Source organism: Spirosoma fluviale, from assembly GCF_900230225.1.
Lineage (GTDB): Bacteria > Bacteroidota > Bacteroidia > Cytophagales > Spirosomataceae > Spirosoma > Spirosoma fluviale.
In genome coordinates this window covers 1-26,591 of sequence record NZ_OCNH01000009.1, presented here as the reverse complement: position 1 = coordinate 26,591, position 26,591 = coordinate 1, and the positions used below count along the sequence as shown (strand labels likewise).

At 46.8% G+C, this 26,591-nt stretch carries 20 protein-coding genes and 3 pseudogenes; 9 read left to right on the top strand and 14 right to left on the bottom strand.

The window, feature by feature from the left end:
* The first annotated feature begins 707 nt into the window (after nt 1-707).
* On the top strand, nt 708-1,121 hold the full coding sequence (locus tag CRO74_RS29520; RefSeq protein WP_097131621.1) for a nucleoside deaminase: 414 nt from the start codon (nt 708-710) through the stop codon (nt 1,119-1,121).
* A gap of 218 nt (nt 1,122-1,339) precedes the next feature.
* Here the strand turns inward: CRO74_RS29520 and CRO74_RS29515 are convergent, their stop codons facing one another.
* The 5 genes from CRO74_RS29515 to CRO74_RS29495 form a co-directional block, all read right to left on the bottom strand.
* Nucleotides 1,340-1,636, bottom strand: a complete 297-nt coding sequence (locus CRO74_RS29515) for an alpha/beta fold hydrolase (RefSeq protein WP_097131619.1) — start codon at nt 1,634-1,636, stop codon at nt 1,340-1,342.
* A 111-nt stretch (nt 1,637-1,747) separates the two neighbouring features.
* A complete protein-coding gene (locus tag CRO74_RS29510; RefSeq protein WP_097131617.1) occupies nt 1,748-2,434 on the bottom strand; it encodes a YoaK family protein in 687 nt (228 codons plus the stop codon).
* Between the two features lie 13 nt (nt 2,435-2,447).
* Nucleotides 2,448-3,476, bottom strand: a complete 1,029-nt coding sequence (locus CRO74_RS29505) for a cupin domain-containing protein (RefSeq protein ID WP_097131615.1) — start codon at nt 3,474-3,476, stop codon at nt 2,448-2,450.
* A 320-nt stretch (nt 3,477-3,796) separates the two neighbouring features.
* Nucleotides 3,797-5,101, bottom strand: coding sequence for an MFS transporter (locus CRO74_RS29500; protein WP_144035997.1), 1,305 nt, complete (start codon nt 5,099-5,101; stop codon nt 3,797-3,799).
* Between the two features lie 12 nt (nt 5,102-5,113).
* A complete protein-coding gene (locus CRO74_RS29495) occupies nt 5,114-6,850 on the bottom strand; it encodes a thiamine pyrophosphate-dependent enzyme (RefSeq protein ID WP_097131611.1) in 1,737 nt (578 codons plus the stop codon).
* Between the two features lie 469 nt (nt 6,851-7,319).
* On the opposite strand from CRO74_RS29495, the pseudogene CRO74_RS32480 reads away from it, so the two are divergent.
* Nucleotides 7,320-7,669: pseudogene (locus CRO74_RS32480) on the top strand (transposase); the annotation flags it as partial.
* 285 nt (nt 7,670-7,954) lie between these two features.
* Here CRO74_RS32480 and CRO74_RS29485 read toward each other — a convergent pair.
* The 5 genes from CRO74_RS29485 to CRO74_RS29465 form a co-directional block, all read right to left on the bottom strand.
* Entirely contained in the window at nt 7,955-9,517 is a 1,563-nt protein-coding gene (locus CRO74_RS29485) for a sensor histidine kinase (RefSeq protein WP_097131610.1), read from the bottom strand.
* A gap of 670 nt (nt 9,518-10,187) precedes the next feature.
* Nucleotides 10,188-11,090, bottom strand: a complete 903-nt coding sequence (locus CRO74_RS29480) for an oxidoreductase (protein WP_097131608.1) — start codon at nt 11,088-11,090, stop codon at nt 10,188-10,190.
* Between the two features lie 13 nt (nt 11,091-11,103).
* A complete protein-coding gene (locus tag CRO74_RS29475) occupies nt 11,104-11,541 on the bottom strand; it encodes a DUF2141 domain-containing protein (protein ID WP_097131607.1) in 438 nt (145 codons plus the stop codon).
* A gap of 109 nt (nt 11,542-11,650) precedes the next feature.
* The gene (locus tag CRO74_RS29470) at nt 11,651-12,508 is read right to left on the bottom strand and encodes an AraC family transcriptional regulator (RefSeq protein WP_218840249.1); all 858 of its coding nucleotides are present in this window, start codon (nt 12,506-12,508) and stop codon (nt 11,651-11,653) included.
* A 551-nt stretch (nt 12,509-13,059) separates the two neighbouring features.
* Nucleotides 13,060-13,980, bottom strand: coding sequence for a polysaccharide deacetylase family protein (locus CRO74_RS29465; RefSeq protein WP_179830338.1), 921 nt, complete (start codon nt 13,978-13,980; stop codon nt 13,060-13,062).
* A 1,182-nt stretch (nt 13,981-15,162) separates the two neighbouring features.
* Between CRO74_RS29465 and CRO74_RS29460 the strand changes: the two genes are divergently transcribed.
* Nucleotides 15,163-15,435, top strand: a complete 273-nt coding sequence (locus CRO74_RS29460; protein ID WP_097131601.1) for a hypothetical protein — start codon at nt 15,163-15,165, stop codon at nt 15,433-15,435.
* A gap of 59 nt (nt 15,436-15,494) precedes the next feature.
* Here CRO74_RS29460 and CRO74_RS29455 read toward each other — a convergent pair whose 3' ends face one another.
* From CRO74_RS29455 to CRO74_RS29440, 4 genes are all read right to left on the bottom strand, one after another.
* Entirely contained in the window at nt 15,495-15,974 is a 480-nt protein-coding gene (locus CRO74_RS29455; protein WP_097131599.1) for a CYTH domain-containing protein, read from the bottom strand.
* Nucleotides 15,975-15,984: 10 nt separating this feature from the next.
* Nucleotides 15,985-16,926 (bottom strand): CHAD domain-containing protein, encoded by a 942-nt coding sequence (locus tag CRO74_RS29450; protein WP_097131598.1) that lies wholly within the window; start codon nt 16,924-16,926, stop codon nt 15,985-15,987.
* Between the two features lie 195 nt (nt 16,927-17,121).
* The gene (locus CRO74_RS29445; protein WP_097131596.1) at nt 17,122-18,090 is read right to left on the bottom strand and encodes a Na/Pi cotransporter family protein; all 969 of its coding nucleotides are present in this window, start codon (nt 18,088-18,090) and stop codon (nt 17,122-17,124) included.
* A gap of 73 nt (nt 18,091-18,163) precedes the next feature.
* Nucleotides 18,164-19,669: a choice-of-anchor I family protein gene (locus tag CRO74_RS29440; RefSeq protein ID WP_097131594.1), complete on the bottom strand. Its 1,506-nt coding sequence runs from the start codon at nt 19,667-19,669 to the stop codon at nt 18,164-18,166.
* 983 nt (nt 19,670-20,652) lie between these two features.
* Between CRO74_RS29440 and CRO74_RS29435 the strand changes: the two are divergent.
* The 6 genes and pseudogenes from CRO74_RS29435 to CRO74_RS31855 form a co-directional block, all read left to right on the top strand.
* Nucleotides 20,653-21,419, top strand: a pseudogene (locus tag CRO74_RS29435) (IS5 family transposase).
* 361 nt (nt 21,420-21,780) lie between these two features.
* The gene (locus CRO74_RS29430) at nt 21,781-23,151 is read left to right on the top strand and encodes a site-specific integrase (RefSeq protein ID WP_245878024.1); all 1,371 of its coding nucleotides are present in this window, start codon (nt 21,781-21,783) and stop codon (nt 23,149-23,151) included.
* Between the two features lie 40 nt (nt 23,152-23,191).
* Complete coding sequence (locus CRO74_RS29425) at nt 23,192-24,289, top strand: hypothetical protein (protein WP_097131590.1); 1,098 nt, start codon at nt 23,192-23,194, stop codon at nt 24,287-24,289.
* A gap of 78 nt (nt 24,290-24,367) precedes the next feature.
* Nucleotides 24,368-24,661 (top strand): helix-turn-helix domain-containing protein, encoded by a 294-nt coding sequence (locus CRO74_RS31765; protein ID WP_179830337.1) that lies wholly within the window; start codon nt 24,368-24,370, stop codon nt 24,659-24,661.
* Between the two features lie 221 nt (nt 24,662-24,882).
* Complete coding sequence (locus CRO74_RS29415; protein WP_097131865.1) at nt 24,883-26,118, top strand: P-loop NTPase family protein; 1,236 nt, start codon at nt 24,883-24,885, stop codon at nt 26,116-26,118.
* A gap of 104 nt (nt 26,119-26,222) precedes the next feature.
* A pseudogene (locus tag CRO74_RS31855) lies at nt 26,223-26,591 on the top strand (hypothetical protein); the annotation flags it as partial.

Sequence of the window (26,591 nt, the reverse complement as noted above, 5' to 3'; positions counted from 1 at the left end):
AAAAAACTCGATGACCCTTCGCTAAGCTTCCTGTATAGATAGCGTTGCGATTTCTTTACTCCTCTAACTGTTTATATCCGCACAAGCTTCCCTCCTACTGAATTGACTATTTTCGTTCAAGAAAAGGTAGTTAATGAACTCGTTATTTTTCTATTAATCAATATGTTATAATATTATCAGCTACCGCCGGAAATCGTTCACGAAAACGTCCGATTTCGGCTGGGGATGGCTAGCGCAACAGTGAATATTAAGTGAAGTAGATTTTATCCCATTTCATACCAAATCGGTCGAAATTAATCTTAATTAACTTTATGATTAAAGGACAATTGTTGAATTCCGGTTTCTATTAACTGAAATAGCTAGCTAATCATAAAATTGCCTCTATATACCGTTATTTTACTTCTTCTAATCTCTGGTAAGTTGCACCAATCAATTTCTCAATATAATCCAAAAAAGTGGTATACATTGTTAGTGTTGAATGTAGTTTATCAGCATTCGGCCCTATGAGCCGTTGCATGGCAAATAGGGCCAAAGCCAACAATTGAAAATGAGCATCAGCGAACAGATGGCAAACATTTCATTTGTTGGGATATGTTAAATGGGCTAACGAAAATAGGCTACAGAGCAACTGGCTGGACCCGCTTAGGGTGAACCAATGATCTACTACACCAGTCCGAATCTGATTTGGCGTTATATTTTTAAACCTGATGAATCGACACGAGGTATTTATGAAGCGATGCCAAGAGCTAGCCCGACAGGCAGCTCAGACAGGCAACACTCCGGTCGGGGCTGTAGTTGTGTGCGGAGGTATTATCATTGGTGAAGGGCAGGAGGCCACACGTCCAGGAAATGATATCACTTGTCATGCCGAAGTAGAAGCTATCCGAGATGCTATTCGGCGATCAGGAGAGAGTAAGTTGTCGGATTGTAGTCTGTACACAACCCACGAGCCGTGTATTCTATGTTCGTATGTAATACGGCACCATCAGCTCGCCCTGGTTGTGTTCGAGATCGCTGTGCCGACAGTTGGTGGTTTCACTTGTCCCCATCCAATTTTGACGGTTACCGACATTTCAGTTTGGGGACCACCACCAGTTGTGTTACAGTTAAAAGGTGACTAAAGTATTACCTAAATTGAACAGGCCAAAGCTACCTAACCCGGACGGGGAGTAGTTAGCTATCAATGTCATTTGTAAATAGATTTTAACTGTTATTTCCAGTAATTTAAGCTATGGCCGAATCAGTTTGGTGCAACTGTAAACCCGGGCCTTTTGCCGTATAAATCACACATGGTTCCCATGGTCTGGCCTCAATGCTTCTTGCCAAAGAATGACTCGATTTAGCTTAAGTAAGGCTCAGGATTATCAATCCAAGGATAGTGACCACACCGATCAATGAGCACTAAATGGGCGGTGGAAAAACTGGCCGTAATCGTTTGAGCCGTTTCAATACTGATCACATCTTGCTTCCCCTCCAGTACCAAGACCGGCGAAACGTAGTCTTTCAAATGACTCATCACTTGATAGTCATGCAACAGCCAGGCATCGGCAAACATGCGGTTACTAACTTGGATAAAGAAGGGCGAGGTATTTACCACTTCGTTAACCACTCGTTGATGATTGGCTCGATCATACATAAAGGCCAGTGCGGTCAGGTCGGAAGGGTACAGCTTTGCCGAGCCGCCGATGCGGTTGGCTCATCCCTCAAAACTGGCTAACTCTTTCTTTTATGAGCCTTTATCTCATTTTTAAACAGGCTTTAAATAGTCAGTTTGATTTTCATTTTTGAAAAATTTAAAGTAATAAATTAGCCAAAGGAGCACCACAAACAGCCAAATTAAAGGCACCCTATTTTTAGGTAAAACGGATAAAGCAGCTCCGGCGAAATAGCCTATGCAAACTACTAATTGACGAGTTGGTAATTTGGTTTGATCTACTTTATCCTGGCCACGTTTTTCATAAAAAATAGCCATTTCGCTACTGAATAGTTTGGTAATATTCCCTGTTAAAACCAGGGTGGGTGTACTGATACCTATTTCTTCAGCAAAGGCACCTTGTATGCCCATGGCTACCGTGCTACAGATGATAAGTACAGGTATGGAGAGCGATAAAGTAAAAATAAAGCAAAAGGATAAGGCTACTAAAATGCTTGCGTGTAAAATGATGATGGATGGGATGGCATTTTTAATTAGTTTAAGTTGATATAAAATAGTGTAGACTATTACAATGCCTAGAACGAAACTGAGTAAAGCGACTAGTTTAAGAAAGGCGGCATCTACATGTCCTTTTGAAATATCTATAGCGAATACCACAAAGTTTCCGGTCATGTTTGCAGGGAAAATGGCACTTAGCTGGTACACAAAGGCATCCGTAATGCCAGCGATTAGACTTAGTAATCCGGTAGCAATAGTGGTATCATTTTTTAAGGCACGCATGACCAAAATGGGGCTACACTAAAAATCGATCGGCTTTTGGAAATTTAGCCACGAGGGCATCATTTGCCATAAAATTGCCTTTTAATATATCGGAGGGGTTGCCTGCAATCCAGGCGCTCAAGTCTATGGATTCGTATTTACCATTGTTAAACCCTATTAAGACAATGAGTACTTCCTGACCAATGTTTTTGATGTAATGACCGGCGCCCATGGGTACGTAGCCAATATCACCTTTTTCAAATTCGTCTTTTATGAAGGTTTGTTCTGCCAAAAAAACACCCATTTCTGCTTTACCCTGTAGGTAATATTGCCACTCATCCGAGTTGGGGTGCCAATGCATTTCCCGCATACAGCCCGGCTCAATTTCAAAGAGAGTTCCTGTAATGGTAGCGGCAATGGGAAATTCGTTTTGTGAAACGATCCGCTGTGTACCGCAGCCAGGAACGATGACGGGTATTTGGGCTTCTAATGGATAGCGATGCGTGGTGGTGAGGTCGTTGGTTTTTCGCCTTTGTGCGATGCCATCGTGTACGCTGGGCAATTCGCAGTTGGCAAAATACATTTCTTTTTGTGGAAGCTGTGCTACTTCTGCTTCTGTTATGCCCAGGCATTTTGCGGCAACATCGGCTGGTACTGAACTTATAAAATCGGTTACACTAAAGGTATGGTCTTCGGAGAAATCGCCATTATCAAAGATTAAAATGAAATGACAAGCGTTTGTTCCAACGCATTGTAAACAATGTCCGAATCCACGGGGAAAATACCAGACATCGCCTGCATTGAATAGATCTACATACACGTTTCCCTCGGGGTCAATTAAGGTGGTACGCATTTGCCCGTTAACGACATAGCCCCATTCGGCGGCATTTGCGTGCCAATGCATTTCCCGAATGGCTCCGGAGTCTAAGTGCATGCTTACTCCGGCGAGGTTTTGCGAGGCTGGAAATTCTTTAACCGATGCTCCTCGTGTTACACCGCCTGGCAATATTTTGGGTTGTTCCTTTTCTAATTGATACTTGAATGATACTGTATTTTGTGCCATAATACAATGCGTTAAGTTGAAGAGTACTTTTTCTGGGTTTTTCCTTTAAAAGAATTCAAATCGTTTTATTCAATGAAACGGTTCATCGCTTTTGGTTGAGGAGATAAACCTGGTGAATTGGTGAGCAGGTAACCGTTATAAATTGTCTTATAAAACCCTCCCCTTTACTATAAAAAGGTCATGAGCGATGCCTAAATTTTCGGGCAATTAATTGTACTTGTCAGGCACTTAATCGATAGTAGTTAATTATTGAGGCAATTCAATTATACACTAAAATCGTCCACCAACACAGCCGGTTTATATCCGGACAAGACGACCCTTTATTGTAAATGAAACTGGACTAAAGGATCGACGCAAGCAACCGATTCGCCTGATACGGCCTCCGCTTCTTCCAGGGGAAAGAATAACAACATGCCACAACCGATTGCCATACCAATTGCCGCAATTTTCAGTACCGTCAAGGTAGTAACCAGTTCGGATAAGTAGCCCCAACCCAGACTCGATAGGGCGATACTACCCTGGAATACCGTTACGTTGATGGCTAAAAAGCGCCCTTTCAATTCAGTAGGCGAGTATTGTTGGGCGAGCACATTCATCATGGAGGTCGCATTTATCCAGCCGATACCGGTTATAAATAAGATACCAAGGAGTAGATAAAAATTGGCCGTCAGCGATAAAAGGAAGAGGCATATGGCCACTAATTCACAACTGAAAAATATGAGTTGAGTCGCTTTTAAATAGCGGTTACCAATGCCATATAAATAGCTCCCCACCAAAGCGCCAATACCCAGACTAACCCATAACCAGGTATACTGGCCGCTAGTCTGCTTCCATTCGTATTTCGACAGCTGCGGCAGAAAGGCGAAAAGAATGCTGACAAACGCCGTGAATGAAATGGTTCTGATCAGCAAATGGCGAAAGGGCTTTGATCTGTTTGCTGCCTGCAAGCCTGCAATAGCCGTTTTTCGAAACTCAATGGATTTTACCGTTGAAACAGCATTCTTCCAGCGGTAAAGGCCACCAATTAAGAACAGGAAGGAGACGGCATTGAACACAAAAATGGATTGAATACCCCCAAGGGTTAAAATGATGCCGCCTAAAGCGGGACCAACGGCTCGGGCCAGATTAAAATTCACCCCATTCAAGGCAATGGCTTCTTTTAATCGGGCTGGCGTGATGACCTCTGGCGTGATTGCTTGCCAGATGGGCGTTGTAAAAGCAGCGCCAAGGCCAATTAAAAAGGTGAAAAAAATCAGCATATGGATGCCAAGGAGGTGCATCTCGGTGAAAAGAGAAAGAAGCATGACCACCACGAAAAGAAATACTTGCAGCGCCATTAATAATTTACGTCTATCCGATTGGTCTGAAATGACGCCCGCAGGATAGCTAAAAAACAGGGCAGGCAAGGAGGAGGCTGTTTGAATCAATGAGATCATCAAGGGCGATGTTGTCAGTGTGGCGGCTACCCAACTTACCCCTACATTTTGCATCCAGGTACCCACATTGGAGATAAAAGCCGCTATCCAAAGAGTCCGAAACAACTCTTCCTGAAAGGGCGAAAAGATACTGGTCGATTTAGACTGGCTCATAAAAAGGGCTCCCTGACGGTAGAATCGTAGGTTCAAGCGGGCTATCGCTTATACTATCTCTGATAAATGCTTGTAGTTAGCTTTCACGGTATCCAGTACCTCGTCCATTCGTCCACCCAAAATGAGTTTGCTCATGGCCAGCGTATACCCTTTGACCTGATCCCATTCTACCTTTGGGGGCATCGCCAAGGAAGCTGGATTCGTAAAAACATCGATCAGAACCGGCCCCTCTTGGGCAAACGCGTCGGTTAACGCCTTATTCAGGTCGGCAGGTTGACGAACGGTGATGCCTTTGAAACCCATGGCCTGAGCCACTAAGGCGAAATCAGGGTTAACCATATCGGTTTCATTATCCGGCAGCCCTTGCACCTCCATCTCCAGCTTGACCATGCCCAACGCCCGGTTGTTAAACACAATCACTTTGATGGGCAGACGATATTGCTGGATCGTGGCCAGATCGCCTAATAGCATCGAGAGGCCCCCATCGCCACAGAAGGCAATGACTTGTCGGCCCGGATACGTTAGTGACGCCCCAATGGCCATTGGCATCGCATTCGCCATGGAACCATGATTAAAGGATCCCAACATGCGTCGTTTGCCCGTGGCCTGTATGTAGCGGGCACCCCAAACGCAACACATACCCGTATCGACCGTAAAAATCGCGTCGTCGCTGGCCAGATCATTGATAGAAGAGGCTACGAATTCCGGACTAATTGCGTTCGTACCGCCTTCATCCGCTACATAGGTATGCAAGTGACGTTTCACCGTATCGTACAAGCTCAGTTGGGCTCTTAAAAAACTATCATCTACCTTTTCGTTGATCAGGGGCAGAAGAGCGACCAGCGAATCATTGATTTTACCACAAAGGCCAATGGCCAGCTTGGCTCGTCGGCCAAGCCGTTCCGGCTTCTCATCAATCTGAATGATTTTATTTTTGACCGGCATGAAGGGGGTGTACGGAAAATCGGTCCCTAATAACAGAACGACATCGGCTTCGTGCATACTGTGGTAAGCGGAGGGCAAGCCCAGTAGCCCGGTCATGCCTACTTCGTAGGGATTATCATATTGAATGCCCATCTTACCCCGGAACGAATAACCGACTGGGGCCTTCAATAAAGCGGCCAGGGCGATGACCTGCTGGTGTGCTTGAGCGGCCCCAATGCCGCAATAAATGGCGATTTTAGTTCCTGCATTAAGTAAATGGGCAACTTGGACTAAATCGGCGTCGGTAGGCCGCATCACCACCTCAGTCCGGTAATTGTGCATGGCGCTGGGACTTTCCACAGCCTCCAAAGCGGCTACATCACCAGGCAATCCGAACACGGCCACCCCTTTCAGGTGAAGCGCGTGTTGAATGGCCGCCTGCAACATGCGGGGAGCCTGGGTAGCCGTGGTCGCGATCTGGTTGTAGCCACTGCAATCGTCAAACAATCGTATCGTATTGGTGGACTGAAAATAATCGGTACCAAATTCGGATGTATCTATCGTTGAGGCAATGGCAATGACCGGCACGCCGGAGCGATGGGCATCATACAGCCCGTTGATCAAATGAACATGGCCTGGCCCGCAGCTACCGGCGCAACAGGCTAATCCCTCCAGTTCGGCTTCGGCGGCTGCCGCGTAGGCACCCACTTCTTCGTGGCGAACGTGTATCCATTTGATTTTACCGTTTCGGCGCACGGCATCGTTTAGTTCATTGAGACTATCACCTGCTACGGCGTAGATGCGTTTTACGCCGTTTTCGAACAGCATGTCGACAAGTTGATCCGCTATCTTTTTAGCCATTCCGTTATTTGATTAGTTTGTAATCAGCTCCGTTGTAGGCTGCCTGACTGGCCTCCACGTTTAGCTAGAATGGCTCCATTCTAGCTAAATACGTTTAGGTACTCCCTCCGACGTAGTTGAATCCAGCAACATTTTTCTTCTACAATTGCCGATACAAACCTATCGATTGCCCAGGCGATGGGTGCGGTACAAATTGACGGTATTTCAGTAAAAGTCGTGGTTTCTGGCCAGGCAGCTGGCCTGCTCTGTAGACTTGATCAGCGGGGCATGATCTGCGTCAAATCCTCAATCTTTACGGCAACACCCTCAATTTGTACCACTTTCGTTGTTCTCACATCCAGACGGTTTGGCGATCGTATACGACGGGTTGAATTGGCCAGATATAAAAAAATCACTGTCTCGTAAAACGCCCGTGGCTGTTGCGCAACTCTACCTAGGAATTTAAGTGGTCTTTTCTGTATCTTAAGGTATGCAAGGCAGAAAAGAGTATACCGGAAAGCAAATCACTTGTTTTCAGCTGTCCAGCCGCGTCCCTAAGCATAACTTCTACCGTCGGTTAAAGGAGACGCTCGACCTGACTGCTCCGGCAGCCCGGCTTTATCTATGAGGCCACTAAACAGCTCTATGGACATACGGGCAACCCTTCTATTGATCCCGTAGTATTCTTTAAGTTCATGCTCATCTGTTGCCTAGAAAATATTACCTCCGACAGGAAGTTAGTCGAGCATTGCTCGCTACGGCCGCGACGGCGTACCGTTGGATATCCTGTATTTCTTGGGCTATAACATTGATGAGCCACCAGGCCATAGCCCTAAAAGTGGAGTGGTCATTGGCTTCTGGTGACACTTTTGTGAGCTTTACCATGCTTTATCTCAACTGAGATGGGGCAACGAGGTGAGAAAATCTGACCACTAGCCTATACAGAATGAACATCCGATGTAAAAAGCGGAGTTGTGCAACAGCAACGCTCCTCACAATGAGACGAAGGGATTTGCACCGAGCCACTTCTAAAATGGGGGTTAAAATGAATAATTTTTCAATGTGTCTTAGCCTGATCCAAGGGTCAATTTTAGGTAGTAAAACGGCTCACGTATTCCAGGCCAATCAGGATACCGGGAAATACACGCTAAAAGTAGCTCCCTGACCGGGTTGACTACTGGCCGTAATGCCCCCCCCGTGGCTGGCCGCTACTTTCTGGCAGATCGCCAGCCCAACGCCCGTACCGGCGTAGTCGTTTTTGCCGTGTAGCCGTTGAAACACCTCAAAGATGTGCTCCGCATACTTTTCGTCAAAACCGATCCCGTTGTCCGACACGTCGATGCGCTGGTAAACCGCTACGGCCCGACTGGGCTTTACCCCAGCCGGGAGATTAAGGGCGGCTATGCGCTGCACGCTGACCCCAATGACCGGTGCTGTGCCGGATCGTCTGAACTTAAGGGCGTTGCTGAACAGGTTCTGGAAAAGCTGCCCCAACTGGGAGGCATCGCCCTCAACCGTTGGCAAAGGCTCTACCGATACTTGAGCCCCCGTTTCACTGATGACCAAATCCAGGTCGCTGAGCGCCGACTCAACCACTTCAGTTAGGCTAACGAAGACCCTGTTCTCCAGCTGGGTGGATAGGCGGGAAAAGCTCAGCAAGTCGCGCATCAGCGTCGACATGCGAGCGGCTGCCGTCTGCATTCGCCGTAAATAATGGGTACCCTCACCCAACTGGTCGGCATACTGCTTAAGGAGTAGATCGCCGAATTGCTGAATCTTCCGCAGGGGTTCCTGCAAGTCATGACTGGCGATGTAGGCGAACTGCTGTAAATTCTCGTTGGAGTGCTTCAATTCCTCAATCTTGTTTTCGAGCTGAAGCTGTAACTGCCTTAATCGGGTAAAATCGGTAAAATGAATGACCACCTCCTCATCCAGCTTAGTCGTACTCATGACATTATACAGGTCCAGACCGTCTTTGTCGTAGTGGATCTCAAACGTGAGTGGCTCGCCGGTTTGGTAAGTGTCGACCGCCTTGATAAAGCTGTCTGTGTCAACATAGCCAGGAAACACCTCGCTCACCCGTTTACCCTGTAAGTGTTCCGGTGTCGCCTGGGCATAGGCGGCATAGGCCTGGTTGGTAAACTTGAAGCGAAAGTCAATCAGCTTACCCTGTTCATAAACGGGTTGAAGCACTTGCAGGGGTTCTTTAAACAAATCGATCACCGCTTGTAGATACCGATTGGCCTGGGCGACCTCTACCAGTTGCACCTCCGAGGTAACATCCTCCACGGTGTTGATGATGAAGGCGAGTTGCCCATCGTTTCCCATCACCGGCTTGTTGACCAGTCGCCAGACCCGCCATTCCAGAACACCCGTATGGGGGTTGGGCCATTGGTGGGGCTGCTGGGTTAGGGTATGGGTTTGTTGGGTTGCGATCACCTGGCTCAGCGAATCCATAAGTTGGAGAGCGGTGGCCTGATTGCGCCCATCCCCAAAAAAAACTTCAAAGACGCCGTAGCCTACCAACTGCTCACGACGCACGCCCAGGGCGGCCAGATAGTCGTCGGAGACGGCGGTAATGGTGAAGGTTGGCGCATTGGGCAACAGGACCAGATGTTTGCCGGGCATCGCATTAATCAGCAGGAAATTGAGGGCCAGATCATCGGAGCCAGTTGGGAGAATACGCATTATCAACTACCTGTTGGTTAGTTCAAGAGGTTATTGGTTTTGAGGTAATACAGTCCTGAGTGAATGTCCGCCATACGTCTCCAGGCTCTAAGGTAAAAATAAGTTCGTTATTTACCAGAACCCTCCCGGGTAGACTCGTCAGTTTTACCAGCCCCCTGTCAAGGGAAGCGAGTGGGTTTCTCGGGCCGGATCCTTGTGGTTGGTGGATGAAAAAAGTAGCCACAAGCTACATGTCAACCCATATGCGTAGGCGACGGATTGCGTTTGACAGGTATTAAAAAATAACCGTCTCTTAAAACGCTCCCGCTTGAGACGAAGGAGCGTTCATCTATATGCTTCAAAAATGGGGCGTTTTCTGAGGCAATACATGAAACCTTCTTCGTCTCAAATAAGAGCATTTAATGAGACAATTATTTTTTAATGACTGTCAATTGATGAGCAGTCGGTGCCCCATCGGCGGACCGTGCCGACCCTGGTCTGACCGTCGCCAATGCGGTTCAGTTAGTAGCGTACCAAGAAAGTCAACTTCGTGCTTACGGTCAATCAGCTCCAGCACGACGGGTTGGTTGGTCAGTTGATGAGTGTGGTTTTGACAACAACAACAACCGCGGTTCGGGATGATCTGATTACAGGATCGTCGTTCTAAATAACGGCAACAGGAACTATCCGATTAGCTAAGATAACTCACATTGGTCAGCGATTCGCTTGCCTTCCACAAACGCCCCGCAACTTTTATGTCTGTAGAATAGTCATCTGAATCAACCATACCAGGATAGCCTCTTATTTGCTGAAAGCCATTGGGACCAACAAATTCACCGCCATTGATAGCTGTTTCCAGAGCCGCATACAGAACAGGAAGGGCTCCTTGTCGGGCGGGTTGCAGAAACAGGCTCCCCAACGGTCTGATGAGTGCAGGAAAGTATTTATCCAGATTGGTTTTAGCAAGTCCAGGATGAGCAGCTACCGAACGAACGTTATAGCCAGCACCTGCCAGCCTGCGTTGTAGCTCATACGCGAAGATCAGGCAGGCACGTTTGCTTTGCCCATACGCTGTACGCCGACTGTAGCCTTTTTTAGCCTGAAGGTCGTCGAAGTCAATCTCAGCCCATTTATAAGATAAACTCGTTAAGGTAACAACCCTGGAGCCGGGGACACTTTTCAGTAATGGCAGCAACAAACCGGTAAGGGCAAAATGACCTAGGTAATTGGTAGCAAACTGATTCTCGAAGCCATCCTCCGTCACGTGATAAGGCGACATCATGATGCCTGCATTATTAATGAGCAGGTCAAGCTTGCCGTAACGAGTTTCAACCAGGGTTGCGAAGGCGCTGACGCTACGAAGGCTGCTCGTATCAATAGGCAGACAGTCGATCTGCGCTGTAGGGTAGTGGTAGATGATAGCCGACTTGGCTTTTTGCGCCTTTGTCAAGTCACGGCACCCTAAAATCACGGTTATGTCCTTTTTAGCAAGACCGAGTGCCGTTTCGTAGCCTATTCCGCTACTTGCCCCTGTAATCACCGCGACCTTCCCCGAGAGTGACCCCACGCGGTCCATGCTCCATTTCTCCCCCATTGCATTGCTTCTGTTAGAGGGCCTTATATAGTTTAATGGTCTCTGGTTTTGAACCCGCGTTGAACTCGACAATGCACGATTCAAATTTGGGCTTGCCAAAGGGCCGGTAATTGTTACCAAAGCCGAATGGCTCTTTGGGAATACCAATGAAGTTCTGGTCCAGTTTTCCGTTGGTGTTTACATCCTGATAGATGGAGACCGCATATCGTCCGGGAGGAACGTCAAAAGTCGCCGTTCTGGTTACCTGATCGGATGATAAAGTTTGTTTACGAAGCGGGGTAGTCAACCAGTCAGATGCGTTTCTGTAGATTTCAACGACAACCTTTCCCTGATTCGGTTGAATGTTGGTGATGTTTATGAGCAGTGCGGGTTGCTGACTTATCGTTTCGGGCCTGGTAAGCGTTGTGGCCAGAAGATGAACAAGCAGGATAGTCGATACGTGATGAAGCATTTTTCCTGATTAGTGAAGAATGGTAACGGCTTACGGCGTCCCTCCTCGACGGTTGGCTAACGTGTAGCTTTGTGTCCGTAAAAGTAGGACGAGCTGTCTACCGCTGTTATCAGGAATCTTGCTTATACTCGGACAAATCTTGCATAAACGTTTTTTTGTACTCAGTAGGGGTTTTCCCCGTCAGTTGCTTGAACAACCGGCCGAAGTACGACGGGGCCGAGAAATTGAGAGCGAAAGCGACCTGAGATACGTCTTGTGCCGGGCTCTGCAATAGTACTTTACTATGAGTAATGACCATTTCGTTGATGTGTTGTTTGGGGGGCTTATTGGTCATCTGGTTTACGCACCTGTTTAGATAGTTTATCGAAACAGAAAGAGAATTGGCATAAAACGCTACATCCCTACATGTCAGGAAGTTTTCGTAAAGCAGCTCTTTAAACAGCATCGTTATCTCGATTTGGCGCTTAGGTTTAGATGGTGGTGCAACGGACGCTCCGGCTAACTTCAGGATAATTGTCCTAAGTAAACCAATTTGAATCTGATAGGCGTACTGATCATCCTTGTCCTGGCTGGAAAGCAATTCACAGCAGTTGCAAATCCACTCCATGTCTGGCCTGGTAACGGATTGCTTGGGATGAAACGTTAACCGGTGAAGCAGTACGTTATCAATAAAGAGCTGCGGTAGTAAGGTACTATCAATATAAACAAAATAGCCTTTTGTGTCTGCCTCAATGGATTTAATGGCATTGAGGTGACCCTCTCGAATAAAGAGAACGTCATTCGCCTTTAGCTCGAAGGTATCGGTGTTGATTTGCTGCTTACCACCACCCTGTGAAATCAAAATCAAAAAGTTATAATCGGTTCTGAAGAGTGGACTGGGCGTAATGATGGTTAATGGAGCAATGGATAAAGGGTAAACCTGAATCGCGCCCGTCCGAAACCCGAATTGATCACTATTCGTGTCCATAAACCGGGCATTAAATCGTTCAAAGTTTACAACATCAAATGGCTTAAGATTCATGTAATGACCAGATTGTACGCGTTAATACAAACAAATACGTTAAGTATAAATTGATTATTAACTCACCGCCTTACGCTCACATTTTAAACGTTATCTGTCTCTACTGTGCGTCTCTGGAACCGAACTTTTTTGCCGGAAAAACGAAGTTGTTCGCGGGCTCGGTCGTCAACTCGATCCGGCTGGGTATAATTCCTGAATTGGAGACCTGTAACGGAGCCTTATAATGCAGACGTCGATGAAAACGTCATTCGGACGGATAGTTGTGCTGAAATAATCGCTCACAAAGAAAGCCGCTCCATAAAAATAGGGTATAAACTTAATTGTCCGTTTCAAGGGGGTTACCCTGATAAGTACTATAATAAAACGTATAACAAAAGCGAGGGGTGTAGACTACTAAATAAATTTGACAGCTATTAAATGGAAGCTGTCTCACAACTCGCTCCTATACGAGACAAATGAGCGTTCACATACGTGCAGCTTAGTTAGGGCATTTTGGCTCAAAGCCCTAACTTGTCCATCAATGGCTTTTCATACTCGCCGTCCTCGGCAGGGTAGCGCAACACAGACTCAAACTGGCCTGATTCTTTGGCTAAAGCCCAAATTAAGCTTTCGCCGGCCGGAATCGGGGTGGGCATAGCGGTATAAATCTTGTCTGTATAAGCTTGATCGGCGTCGATGACCTCCCAGCCGTTGGCTTTAAAATGGCTGATCAAGTCGTTTAAGAAAAGGGATACTGCCAGATTATGATGCAGCAGCAGCACGTGATTGATGCGACGCTTAGTGAGTTGATAGGCCAACGAATCATAGTAAAGAGCCCGATTCAATAAGTGATTTTTATAATAGCTTCTATAGCCGCTTAGATCCGCATGGGGGTTTTCTTTTAGACGCTCGGTTAAGCGGGTATTAATGTACCAATCGGAAGCGTCGATAGTAACATAGCCATTTCTATACCCTTTCTGCTTCATAAAGGCTCTAAACCCCTCCACTTTTTCTTTGGTATCACCTTCCTTAAGGTAGGGAAATCGAAAGTAAGGAGCGTAATTGGCGTACTCCTTAATGAGTCGGTCATTTTTAAGTAGTTCAAGCTTGAAATCGTCCAGACTGACCTGTTTACTGTTAAAGTTGACATGCGAGAAGGTATGATTAGCGATGAGATGTCCTGCCTTGTTCCAGGAGGCTAGCACGTATTTTCCTTTGGGACCAGACTTGTTGGCACCCGCCGAAAATAAGATAGCCTTGAGCTTGTTTTTTTTCAGTTGGTCCAGCAGCCGCTGATTCCAATTTTCCAATTTGTACTCACCAAAATCATTGATCGAGCCGTCATCAAAGGTAAAGGCGATCTTAGGCTTGACGGCTTGAGTCGATTGAGCCTGGAGCTTTAGCTCAATCGGATTGGTTAGGCCATAAGCCGTCGCCAACAGCAGCAGAATAAAGTGTTTTATCATACCGATCAGGTTCTTACCGTCTTGAAGAAAGGTAGCCGATTGAAGCGGGTTAACTAATTACCCTTCAAGACGAGTGCAAGGCAGCAATTTGGCTGTTTTATGGAAAAGTTAGGTAACTTCTCAGGAAATGCTCATTTCTATAGCTCAGGTTGCCCCGTTAAATCTGGTGTTCAAGGAACCCCAAAAGACTTATATCTACGAATAAGTGCCCCCCTTAGTACTATTCCCAGACCTACAGCCTAACTAACTTTATGTAAAGTTTCTTTACCTATATTTAATGCAGAAACTGTACTAACATGAAACCAAATAAAATACTATTATCTGATGTAGTGCAGGGTTTTCGATTTATCCTGTCCTGTCTATTGTTGTACCTGGTTCTTTTCGGCGGAAGTAGCCCTTTGACCAGAACTAGTTTTCATCAAATCTGCTGGCTCATCATATCGTCCATAAATGTCGGCCAGAGCCTATGGCATTTTCTTGAAAAGGAGAAGCAGCCTTCTTCTCGATAGTCCAACGGATGAGACTGAGTAAGTCGCGGTGACGGACCACAGGACACATCGTAAAAATTCCTGTCCCGCAAAAGGCTCCCGCTTGAGATGAAGTAACATTCATGTATCTGCTGCTTAAATCCGGCGATTAAAGAGAAGGTTTATCAACGCGTATTTTGCCTGAGATTTCATACTTTGGCTTACAAAATGGTACTTATCCAACAGGAAAAATGGCTCATTTGCCAATTGATAACAGTGATCAGGAGCTGATTCGACAGGCTCGGGCTTTAATGTTGTATACGACTGATAGCGTTTGACAGGTAGTAAAAATTCAGCGCCCTACTAAACGATCGCATACATGATACCATAAACACCACAAGCCAAATGGTAAAGCGTTCCAGCATTCTTTATAATCGTTAGTTCTCTCAATGTATGCGGCTTTATCCTCACCTTCGGGCTAAGCAACAGTCGCTGTACTTTCAGGGTGACATAACAATTTGTTAATAAGTAAGGAATGGCTAATTAATTATGTTTGTAGCCTACATAGTACTAAAAAACTGGCGCTTTATCGGAGGATCGCGACTGTAAATCGTATCGTAGTGCGTTTGCCAGGGCCATTCACTTGGAACTAGTGAAGGAAGCGTTTCAACTAAATTAAGTATACCTTATGAAAGCCAAACAACTTGACGAATTAGTGAGTGAATTGAAATCACTCCGAAAAAAAGTAAATAAATCAGCCGAAGCACACGAGAAGGTGGTGCACAAATTAGCCCAGGTAGAAGCTATTGCCAAACTACTGCTTCAGCAGCTTGGCGAAGACCAGAACAAGGAGCTACCCAAAGCTAAACGGACTAAGAAGGATAAAAAGAAAGCCCTAAAAATCAACGCTGAACCAGCCTCTTCCCTTGTGCCTGTTTCGGAGGTCGAACCAGACCAGTAGCTCGTCCATCCCTCAACAAGGTGCATGTCAAGTGTTCAGTTAGCCAAAAGGGCTCTCCTTTACCTGGACGACATGTCCCACTGGGAAAAGGGATGCTTTATCAGATTGGCATTATAATACGGCGCTTCGGCCGTCACCTCCCGGTCTACCCAGTCGGGCAGTACAACCGTTTGCTGTTCGTCCGTTAACTCCACCTCTGCCACGACCAACCCCAGGTTTTCTCCCTGAAATTCATCGATCTCCCAGACGAGCCCTTCATGGTCTATCCGATAGCGTATCTTGGTGATGACAGGCTTCTCGCATAGTTGATCGAGCATAGCCTGCGCATCGGCGTAGGGAATGGGGTACTCGTACTCCGATCGGCTGGCACCAACGGTTTTGCCTTTAATGGTTAGATAACCCTTGTCATTCACCGTACGAACCCGCACGGTTCGATCCGGATGACTACTCAAATAACCTTGCTGGTACAGCTGCCCCTTTTCCGGCTTTTTCCAGTCGTTGCCTTTGACCAGATATTTTCGTTCGATTTCGATACCCATAATACTCGTATTAAGCGGCTTGAAGCTGGTTTACGGCTAGTGGATTGGCTTCTGACTGCCATACCTTCCAATGCCGTTGAAACCGTTTGACAAACTCGTCGGCTTTTTCGGACAACAACCGATTCGCTAATGGATAAATTTGCGCCTGCAACTGGGTTCGTTGCGCCTGTAAGGCGTTTAGCAGCGTTTCTTTGGTTTGTTGGCTGCGTATCAACAGCTGGTCTGATGCAATTATCCCGGCCAATACCCCAAAATCATGATCATCCCCTAACAACTCCCCCAGCCGGCCGAACTCGTGCTCATAGGCTTTTAAAAGGCCAGGCCAAATCGGCTGCAACAGCCGGGTATGGTACCAAAGCGTTTTTACTTCCTTGCGTAATTCATGCAAGTGGTCAACGCTAGGCTTATCCGTCGCTACTTTTAAGGCTTTACGCGCCCGCTGGTATATAGCTTTCAGGTTAGGCTTTATCAATCGAAAGCCTTTGTGTCGCTTAGACAGCCCTTTCACCCGGCGGGCAGCCTGTTGAAAAGCCTGAATCACCCCGCCAAGCTGGTTGGGGTCATTGAAAAACGCGTTGGCTGCCTGCGCCTGCTGAACGAGCAGCGCTTTCCGGAGGGTCGCCAATAGCCTCGGAGACACATTGACCGGCCCAGCCTCCCGGAGCTTGTCAAGGGTTTTGATCATAACGGTGGCATCCCGGAGTGAGGATAGCTGCTGGCCAATGGAGCGATAAAAGGTATTGATCTGCTTAAAGTCTTTTTCTTTCAGTTCCCGGCGGACAAATCGATACAGCGCCCGGATCTTCTTAATTCGTTTCCGGACACTGTGAATCGCATCTGCGGAAGCTTCTGCCGGATTCTCCAGGGCTGCCAGAGCCGCCGAGACTTCTTCCGAAAGAATTCTATTCAGGTTGGTAGCAATGGAATCCTGCTGCTTAAAAACATAGCCCATCGTCAATCCGTGTTTAGTTAGGTAATGAAAAACAATCTAAAACAAGACTAATTGGGTTTGGCTTTACTAAAGTAACCAAACGTATTCTAACGGAGCGTGGCGTTTATCACCAACCCGCTCACGCGGAAATGGTTGGCCATGAAAGCGACAAATCCGGTAAAGTAAGCGTAAGGGTTTTTATTAAGCTAATCGTTTTTAGGACTCAGCGGGTGCCGGTTGTTCAGGTTTATCCGGTAGCCATTGCTCCAGCCGATTGGCTACGAAAGGAACCAGCGCAGCCACCGCCAGCACCCCCACCACATTGAATAGGACATGCGCATTGGCTAATTGGCGTTCGGGTTTGGCGCCGGCAGACACCCACAGCACCAGTTGGGAGAAAGGCAAAATTAGCAGCAGACCCGCCAGAATTGACAGCAGATTAAACGATAAATGAAATAGGCCCGTTCGCAGCGCAGCCCGGCTCCGCCCCACAGAAGCCAGGAGGGTGTCGGCACAGGTACCCAGTTCAGCCCCCATCATGAGGGCAATACCCGCCGACAAATCGAGTAGTTGCTGGCCAACCAGAATGATGGCCATGCCCACCGTCGCCGAGGATGATTGTAGCACGACGGTCGCCCCCGCGCCGATGAGTGCCCCCCACCAGGGATTATCCAACCCCTGCATCCACCGGCTGACGGCTGGCATTTTTTTGAGCGGTTCTACGGCCTCCTCCATGAGATACAGTCCCAGAAACAGCATACCCAGCCCAACCAATACCTGTCCACATTGCGTTAGTTGGTCGCGTCGGCCCAGCATCATCAGGCCTAACCCAACCGCCATGGGCAGCCCCGCCCATTGGCCGATGTCAAAGGCGATCAACTGACTCGAAAACGTCGTGCCAATGTTGGCTCCCAGCACCACGCCCAACGCCTGGCGGAACGTGAGTGACCGTGCATTGACCAGGGCAATGGTCATGATAATCACCACCGACGACGAGTCCAGCAACGTGGTGATGGCTATTCCGGTCAAGATGCCCGTCACCACGTTGCGTGTAAATCGGCTCAACCAGTCATTCAGCTTGTCGCCCGAAATAGCTTTCAGGCCATCCGAGAGATAGTTGACTGCAAACAGAAACAGCACTAACCCCGACAGCAGAGGGAGCACAACGGGCAGGTATACTTGCATCGATTGGCGTTTAGGGATCGTCATCTGGCCAGGACGGGTTTCGGCCGATTAACGTATAGAGGTATCCGTATACTTACCGGCGATTCGGTTGGTAGATTTTGACCATGCCGTCTCCTTCGCTACTGACGACCAGCATGCTGCGTCCATTCGGACTGTTGGCGGCCGGTACAAACAGCACACCCTCCGGAGCGTCACCGGTTTTGAACAACTGCAAAAACTGGGGAGCATCCGGATTACTGACATCATAAACGGCAATGGCGTCGGCCCGCTCCATACCCACAAAAGCCACTGGCCTGTTGTTGATCAAACCAACCGTCACCCCTTCAGGCTCTACCCCCTTGTCGTCGGAGCGGTCGTCGTCGTAGAGGTTAGCCGCTATCACTTTTTCTTCCAGGGTTTTGCCCGCTTCATAAATTCGCTGTCCCGTACTGGCATTATAGATACTAAAGCCCCGTCCGCCAAAGCCAAACAGACTGGTATACACACCGCCCGTATTACCTGCCGTGCTGGTCACACGCAGCCGCCCCAGGTTGGTGTTCTGTTTCAGCGCAGCACCAGTTGGGAAAACAGTCGCATCCAGGGTAAGGCTGCCTACCCGCACCTGCTCGTCAAAGGCCGTATATTCCCGGGCGTCGCCTTCGTCGGCTGTAATCACGTAGTTGGCGCCATTGGTGGAGAAGTAAGTAATGGCGTCGGGCAGAAAGAACGACTTGACCGGAGCCGTTCGCAGTTCGATTTTACTATCCCGGTCGCTGGGGTCGATGGCATTGGCCACCACGCTATAGTCTTTGGTGCCGAAGGGTACAATACGTAGAATCGTGCCCGCTACCAGGTCGACCTCCGCCATACCGTTGTTCTCCTGCAAGGTCACCCACGCTTTTTTTGAGTCGGGCGAGACCGCCACATATTCTGGCTCGATGTCTTGGGCAAAAGTCGCGTTGGGTCCGTAAATCCGGAAGCCGCCCGCTGCCAGTTGGCCCTGCGACCCGGCAAATGACTCGAACGTAAGCGTTTTAACACTGTAATTATCCGCCACGTTGATAATAGAGACCGACCCGACCGGGTCAGTTTTGTAATCGGCTGAAGGCTCCCCTTCGTTAGCGGTAACAATATAGGCGCCATCGGGACTGAAGGTGACCATGTCGGGCAATGCCCCCACCGGAACTTGTTTGATAACGGATAGTGTGCTGGTATTGACAACCAGTACATTGCCGTTCTGTTGCTTATTGACGGCCTCCAGGGCAATCGCCAGTTTCCCTCCACTGACAGCCACACTGTTAGCTCCGCCACTCAGGGAGGAGACGTCGATGGCTTGTTCCTTCGTTACCGTCGGGTAAGCGGATAGATTAAGGACCTCGACTTTGCTGGTTGTTTCGTTATTGACGACGAACAGACGCTTGCTGACGGGATCATAGGCCGAAATTTCGGAAGAGGCCGTCCCACCGAGATCGGCTGATGCGGTTTCAGTGAACGTAGCCGGATCTTCTGCTACCGGAGTTGGACTGTTCCGATGATCGTCGATACAGCCCTGAGTCAGCACCAACAGAAGCGCCAGGCCCAAAAAAGTTCTCTTTAGCATACCATTAAAATCAGATTAAAGATCAGCTAAAGTAGTTTCGTATCAGCAAACGGGAGAACTCATTTCAGAAGCATAACGATTATTTAACAGGGCCAGCCTTACCTATTCCCACTAACGTGTCAGCAACATGCCCCAGCCAACAAAAGGGAACTGACCGGGCAGGGCAAACAATATCAGATACGACAAAGCCGGAGGCATACATCCTGAAAGGAAACGGCACGGAACCCCACAGAGGCTTAGATCTACGGATAGCCGGGCCGCCGGGGCGATCTTACCTGGCATACGCTTTAAGGCAACTCTGTGGGGCCTGCCGCCACGGCGGACCGTCGAAGCAGTAGGGCTACTCACTTTTGTGAGTCATCGAAGGTAGCTGGATCACGAAAGCTCACCCTTGGAATAATATCATGGCACAAACCTAAAGGCATACGATACCGATCGTAAGGTGATAGCTGATCCGGGTCGGAATAAGTAAATCCAGTCAAACTGTGTGTTTCTTAGGATGAATACGGATGAGCTCAATCTGGCAACGTAGTATGTATCCCATCCGTACCCAGACACAACAGGTACTCATTTAAGGATGACTAATGATCGGATGTCCATGATCAGGTGCAGGATGATCAGGAGGGGACGGACGTCTTCATGATCATTCCCAACTAATTAACTGGGGGCCGTTTAGTTTGAGTAGGTCCTGTATTTTCTTTAAATTACACCACTGACGGTCTTCGTAACGGAGTTGCCCAATCAGGCCACTCTGCAGGCGACGAACTGGACCGGGGTGGCGAGGGGCAGACCCGGGTCGGCGCACCGACTGCGGGCCACTTGACAGATAGTAAAAATCAGCGTCTCATAATAGGCTCCCGCATGAGACGATTAAGCATGTATGAAGCTGCGTCCTATAATGGGCGTTTAATTGGACGACCTCTTTTAATACTAGGGGGTGTTGACAATTAGGTAATGGCAGGCTTCGATTGCAACTTTGTTGAATGCGACGTTACGAAATTTCCGATCAACAATGGTTAAAAATAGCCTCACTCTTGCCCGGCAAAGTCGGTGACGTAGGCCGAAGTGCAACTGATAACCGACTCTTTATCAATGCCGTAGTCTGGATAGCCCGCAGTGGAGCACCTTGGCGAGACTTGCCCGAACGCTTTGGGCCATGGAAACGCTCCGGCGTCCCGGTCCGTCTATCGCCGATTTCGGCGGTGGGCAAAGGCCAGCGTCTGGCAAACCGTTTTTGAAGCCTTGCAAGAGCCGGATTTAAACTGGCTGATGATCGACTCAACGGTAGTCCGTGCTCATCAACACGCAGCAGGCCAAAAAAAGCGAGCCTGCCAGCGAATGTTTAGGCCAATCAGTAGGCGGCTGGAGCACAAAGATTCACGCGTTGGTGGATACTTTGGGGAATCCATTGCGGCTCATTCTGAGTGTAGGTCAGCGTGCCGATATTACCCAGGCAGAGCCTTTACTGGCTGATTATCAAACAAAGGCTGTGCTGGCAGACCGAGGCTATGATGCTGATTCATTGATTACTTATTTACAGGCATCTGGAACAGAGGTAGTCATACCAGCAAAGAAAAACCGGCTTGAGCCTCGTTCAATCGACGAAAATTTATACAAAGACCGCAACAAAGTGGAGCGCTATTTTAACAAACTTAAACAGTACCGTCGAGTGGCTACCCGGTATGAAAAGACAGCTACCAGCTTTGCTGGGTTCGTCTATTTGGCATCAGCTATGATTTTAATGCTTTAATTGTCCACGCGCCCTAGTACCAAAAGGCATCAATTAGATGAACAATTAGTGTTTCAATTTATACTAGCAATATTAGTTGATATTTGTGGAGCTTAGAATTTGTTGTACCTAATGTTGTACCTAAAAGCAAATCAGCTAGCCAGCAATGAAGCTAACTAGCTGATTATCAACGTGACCCCGATTGGATTCGAACCAATGACCGCCTTCTTAGAAGGAGTTGACTGAGGTTTACATACCAGTCTTTATAGTTTGTTACACTCCTATAAATCAGGTACTTACTATAATATAATTTATTGTCCTATATTAATGTATAGCGTTATTTATTATATTTGTTTCAACCAGCGTTTCAACCAAAGGCTGGTTGAAACAATTCATGGAAAGGACGACAAAGCATAAAGAAGGTAAGGCAACTGTCAAAATTGTTTACTATAAACACAAGACCCTAAGCGACGGCTCACACCCGTTTGTGGTTCGCATTACAAAAGACCGAAAGAACCGTTGGGTATCGACTGGCAAAAGCTTACAGCCTAAATTTTGGAATGATAAGTATGATAGTTATGAAACCGCTATTCGTAGATCATACCTTGAACCTTTCCGCGAAGAACTTATAACTGAGTTAGCCAAATGGGAAAAAAAGTTTAAAAAGTCGGCTGAAGAGTTGGTAGCAGCCGATGAGGTAGGCCATACCTCAAAAGACGTGGCAGCACAAGTAGCCCAGCAACGCGCCAAAGTTCGCAGGGTTCCTTTACTGGAATATATAGAGGAACAACATACAGCCATGAAACGGGCGGGGCAAAACGGCAACGCTGATATTTATAAAGAGTTGCAACGGCTACTGTCTCGTTTCATAGATGAGGAATACGGCGTTAAAGATTTATCGTTCGATAAAGTCACCGTAAAGTTTTGTAACGCCCTGGAAACTCATTTACGGGAACGTGGCAACGCTGATAACACCATGCACCAACGGTTCCGCGTATTACGGGCCGTACTTAACAAAGCAATTGCAGAAGAAGTAACTAAGCCAGACACCTACCCCTTTGCCCGTAATGCCGCCGAAAAACATAAGTTTCAGTTAGGCAAGTTTTCTACTAAAACCAGTAAGCGAGCAATAAGCCGGGACGACGTTCGAAAGGTTGAAGCCTACCAAGTGCCAACGGTACAACCGGGTTTATATGCCAGTTTGAGAAAATCAACTGAACATCTACAACTAGCCAAAGACGTTTTCCTTTTTTCCTTCTACGTTGGCGGTATCAACTTCATTGATCTTGCCGCCCTTAGATGGAGAGATATTGCCAAAGATGCTGACGGTAAGTACCGGGTTAACTATGTCCGTCAAAAAACGGGCGGTAGGTTTAGCATCCGGTTAGCCCCCCCTTCCCTTTCCATTATCAACTATTACCGACCGTTCACGGAAAACGGCCCTGATAGTTACGTTTTTCCTATCCTAAAGAAAGGCCAACACATTACAGCAAGCCAGATCAAGAACCGATGCCATAAAGTACTTGGAGAGGTTAACACCGATCTTAAAACGATTGCCAGCGCGGTAGGTATAACTATTCCGCTCACTACATACGTTGCCCGTCATTCGTTCGCTTCAGCGTTGAAACGGGGCGGGATAGCAACCGCCGTAATAAGTGAAGCAATGGGACACACTACCGAATCTGTTACCCAAACTTATTTAAGTAGCTTTTCATCTGAAACCGTTGATTCGGCTTATGATGCTTTACTATAACTTACACAAATCACTTTAAAGGTTAAATTAAATTAACGCGATGAAAAAAAAGTTTGATATTACTGACACGAGTGGTTTACATAGCCATATAAAAGATGAATTACTAAAAAAAGGTATTGCCTATTATGATGGTGACCCCGAAAAAGGAGGTAATAGAATAGCTCGGAATGAATCGCCTGTATTTAACGAAGTCATAAGGATTTTTGAAGAAGTTACAGGATTACCTTATGTTCCAACTGATGATGCTGAACGAATGAAAGTAGTAAGATGGGAGCTTTATCTGAAAGAACTTAAGGAATTTATTGAACGTAGAAAATGGAATTCTAATTTAGAAACTGATAACGAGGAAAAAAGGGAATTTCGTGAACTTTGGCTAGAGAAAGAAAAGAGTAATATTGTTCGTTGGAAATCGGAAGTTCCAGAGCACAGGCCAGAAATTATAATTGAATTGAAAAAGTATGAAGATTACATAAATGCGGTAATTAAGGATATACAAGAAAGAAAAGTTAATGGATTACATAGCGTTTGTACCGCCGACCATTTCAAGACAGATATAGGTGAATTGTGTATTGATTGTCCTCTTACCGACCATATATTATCTAAAATAGAGGAACAAATAGTTTTTCAGGCTTTACAGCAACATAGTATTTTAACGGAATCCCAATTTTCCGAATACTGTAATGAAGAGATTAGGAACGCTCAAAAAGTAATGATGGAGCAAAGTCTTTTTGTTCAACAGGACAAAGATGATGCAAGGTTTCGCAATGCCCGTACTCTAGTTTATATATGGAATAAAGAACGCATTAAGGCATTAAACAAAATACAAAGTGAACTATCTAATGTTTCTGTATCACAACCACCAGCAAAGGACGATAAAAAGCTATCTAAAAGGCATAGTATCTTGATACATTTTTACGAAGACAAAAATATGGTCGAAAGAAAGCATAAAGATTATAACGATTATATAACATTTTCTACTTCAAATAAGCGTCTAGCATACTCTAACGGGTCTTTATCAAAACTGAAACATCTTATTGAAGATATAGAAGAAGTAATTCCACTTCTTTCAGAAAAAGCTAAACAACGTGCTGAAAATGAGTTAAAAATCTTAAAGCTTCGCCTTACTGTTGAAAAGTAGTACCCCGGTTGCACCCCGGTTGCGGACTTCTTACCCGTATAATATTTGACACATCAATTCACAAAAAAGATGTGTCAAATGAGTAATCCTTTTGAGCCGATCAACGCCCGGCTAAATAATTTAGAAGCGTTGACACTAGAAGTACTACAACTTTTACGTAGTGCTAACCAGACAGACACCGACGAAATAGGCGGTATCGAATTGGCCCGGCAAGTCACCCGACTATCAGCCGCCCGTATCTACACGCTCGTATCAGAGCGAAAATTACCCCATAAGAAGAGAGGAAACCGGCTAACTTTTCGCCGTAGCGAATTATTGACATGGTTAGATGAGGGCAACCGCGCCGAACAAAAAGGAGGTTTTGAGCTATGAACACGGGCCTAACCTTATTAACACTGGCTTTACTTACGCTTGACGTTTCATTTAGCCTTTATGCTTCTTCTTATATGCCACCCGTCAATTTAGACGAATCTAACGAAGAAGAAGCTGACGACCTGCCTTTTGGCCCCACTCCCTCCGATCAAGACTAACCCAACGTAAAACAAGCCGGGTCAATGTGTGGTGACATTGACCCAGCTAAAAACTCATTTCTTATGGAATTTCAACAGGACAAAGATATATACCGTCCGCCTATTTTTGATATGTCAGATGAAGAGTTGGCCGCTACTGCCAATCTTAATTTCTCCGTCGATGAGGTAAAGCAACCTACTCCAAACGAAGACAAACGCGCCAGCCAGCAAGCGCAACACCTTAACCATTTATTAGAACGGGAAAGACTAGTAAGCGATGCCGCAACCCGTAGTGTAGTGTTTAGTCCTCCGCTTATAAGCCGATTAGAAACAGGCATTATAGGGCGGGGTACTATCAATATTATTCAAGGGGCATACGGTAGCCACAAATCAAGACTTGCTGAATTATTGGCCGCTCTTATGTTATCCAATGACCCGAATGACCCGAAATTTATGGGATTTGACCGGGCAGAGTTAGAGCGGTTTTGTGTGTGCTACATTGACACAGAACGCAACCAAAGCGAAGAATTGCCCTTTGCCATTCAAGGCATAAAGTTAAAAGCCGGTTACACATTAGCCGATCAACCTATTGACTTTCGGTTTACGTCAATCAAAGCAATTGAACGCGGCCACCGCTTCGACGCTATAGAAGCCTTTCTAAGCCACGTTAGAGAACAGACAGCCTTGCATCTATTTTGCCTGATTGATGTGGTTACAGATGCCGTAGGAGACTTTAACGACGCCAAAGAGTCTATGCGATTGTATGACTTTATCGGCAACCTGTGCGATAAGCATAATGCAACCTTTTTACTGGTTATTCACCAAAACCCAGGAACCGAAAAAGCCAGAGGGCATACCGGAACAGAAGCGGCAAATAAAGCCAGTACAGCCTTGCAAATTGGTTTTGAAAAAGATGCCAGCGGCAACGATACCGACCTGATACGGTTGCGCTATCTGAAGCTAAGACGCGGCAAAAGACCCGAACCCGTTTATCTGCAATACAAAGAGGAGGTCAACGGGTTAGCATTGGCTGAAGCCGATCAGGTAGCGGCTCACATTAACCACCGCAAACACAAGGCGGATACTGAAGACATTGCCGACCGGCTACTAAGCCTTTTATCTGAAGGGCCTTTACCCAAAAATGAAGTCTGGACAACTTTAGAAACCGAGTTTAAAGCCAAAAACGCAACGATACGCGAACGGCTTAAAACGATTGTTGAGCAAGAGCCGCCAATGTACGATGAGGAGGGCCGCGCCGTTCGTTTGGCCGATTACAAAGAAGGTCGAAACCAATTTTTCAAACTTACTCCGATTGAGTAAAACAATACTGCCAACTGCTAAAGGCCATATAGGGGGTCTGGCAGTTGGCAGTATCAAAACACTGTGCCAAAATCTGAATAGCACCTTTTTTAGCAGTTAGCAGTATGGACAATCAACAATACCGACCGACCTTATTGGACGTACCAATCAGCTTTTTTGCATACGACAATCAGAGGAGTTGCTTTGCAACCGTACCGGCTCATCAAACTACCTTACGACGAATTATCAGCACTAGCTATTACCGGCCTACAATTGACGCAATACGAGCCGAAACGGATAAGGCTGTACAAGATCAACTGAAGAAACAATTGCCCGCTATTACGCCTGTTTCAATGCTTTACCACCGCCGACGAGATACCAGCTTTACCCAAAAAATTAGGCAACAATGGCCGCTATTGATGGGAGACGTTGACCGGAAAGATAACCCCGGCTTAGATATGGCCGAACTAAAGAAACACCTTTCCCGCTTGCCG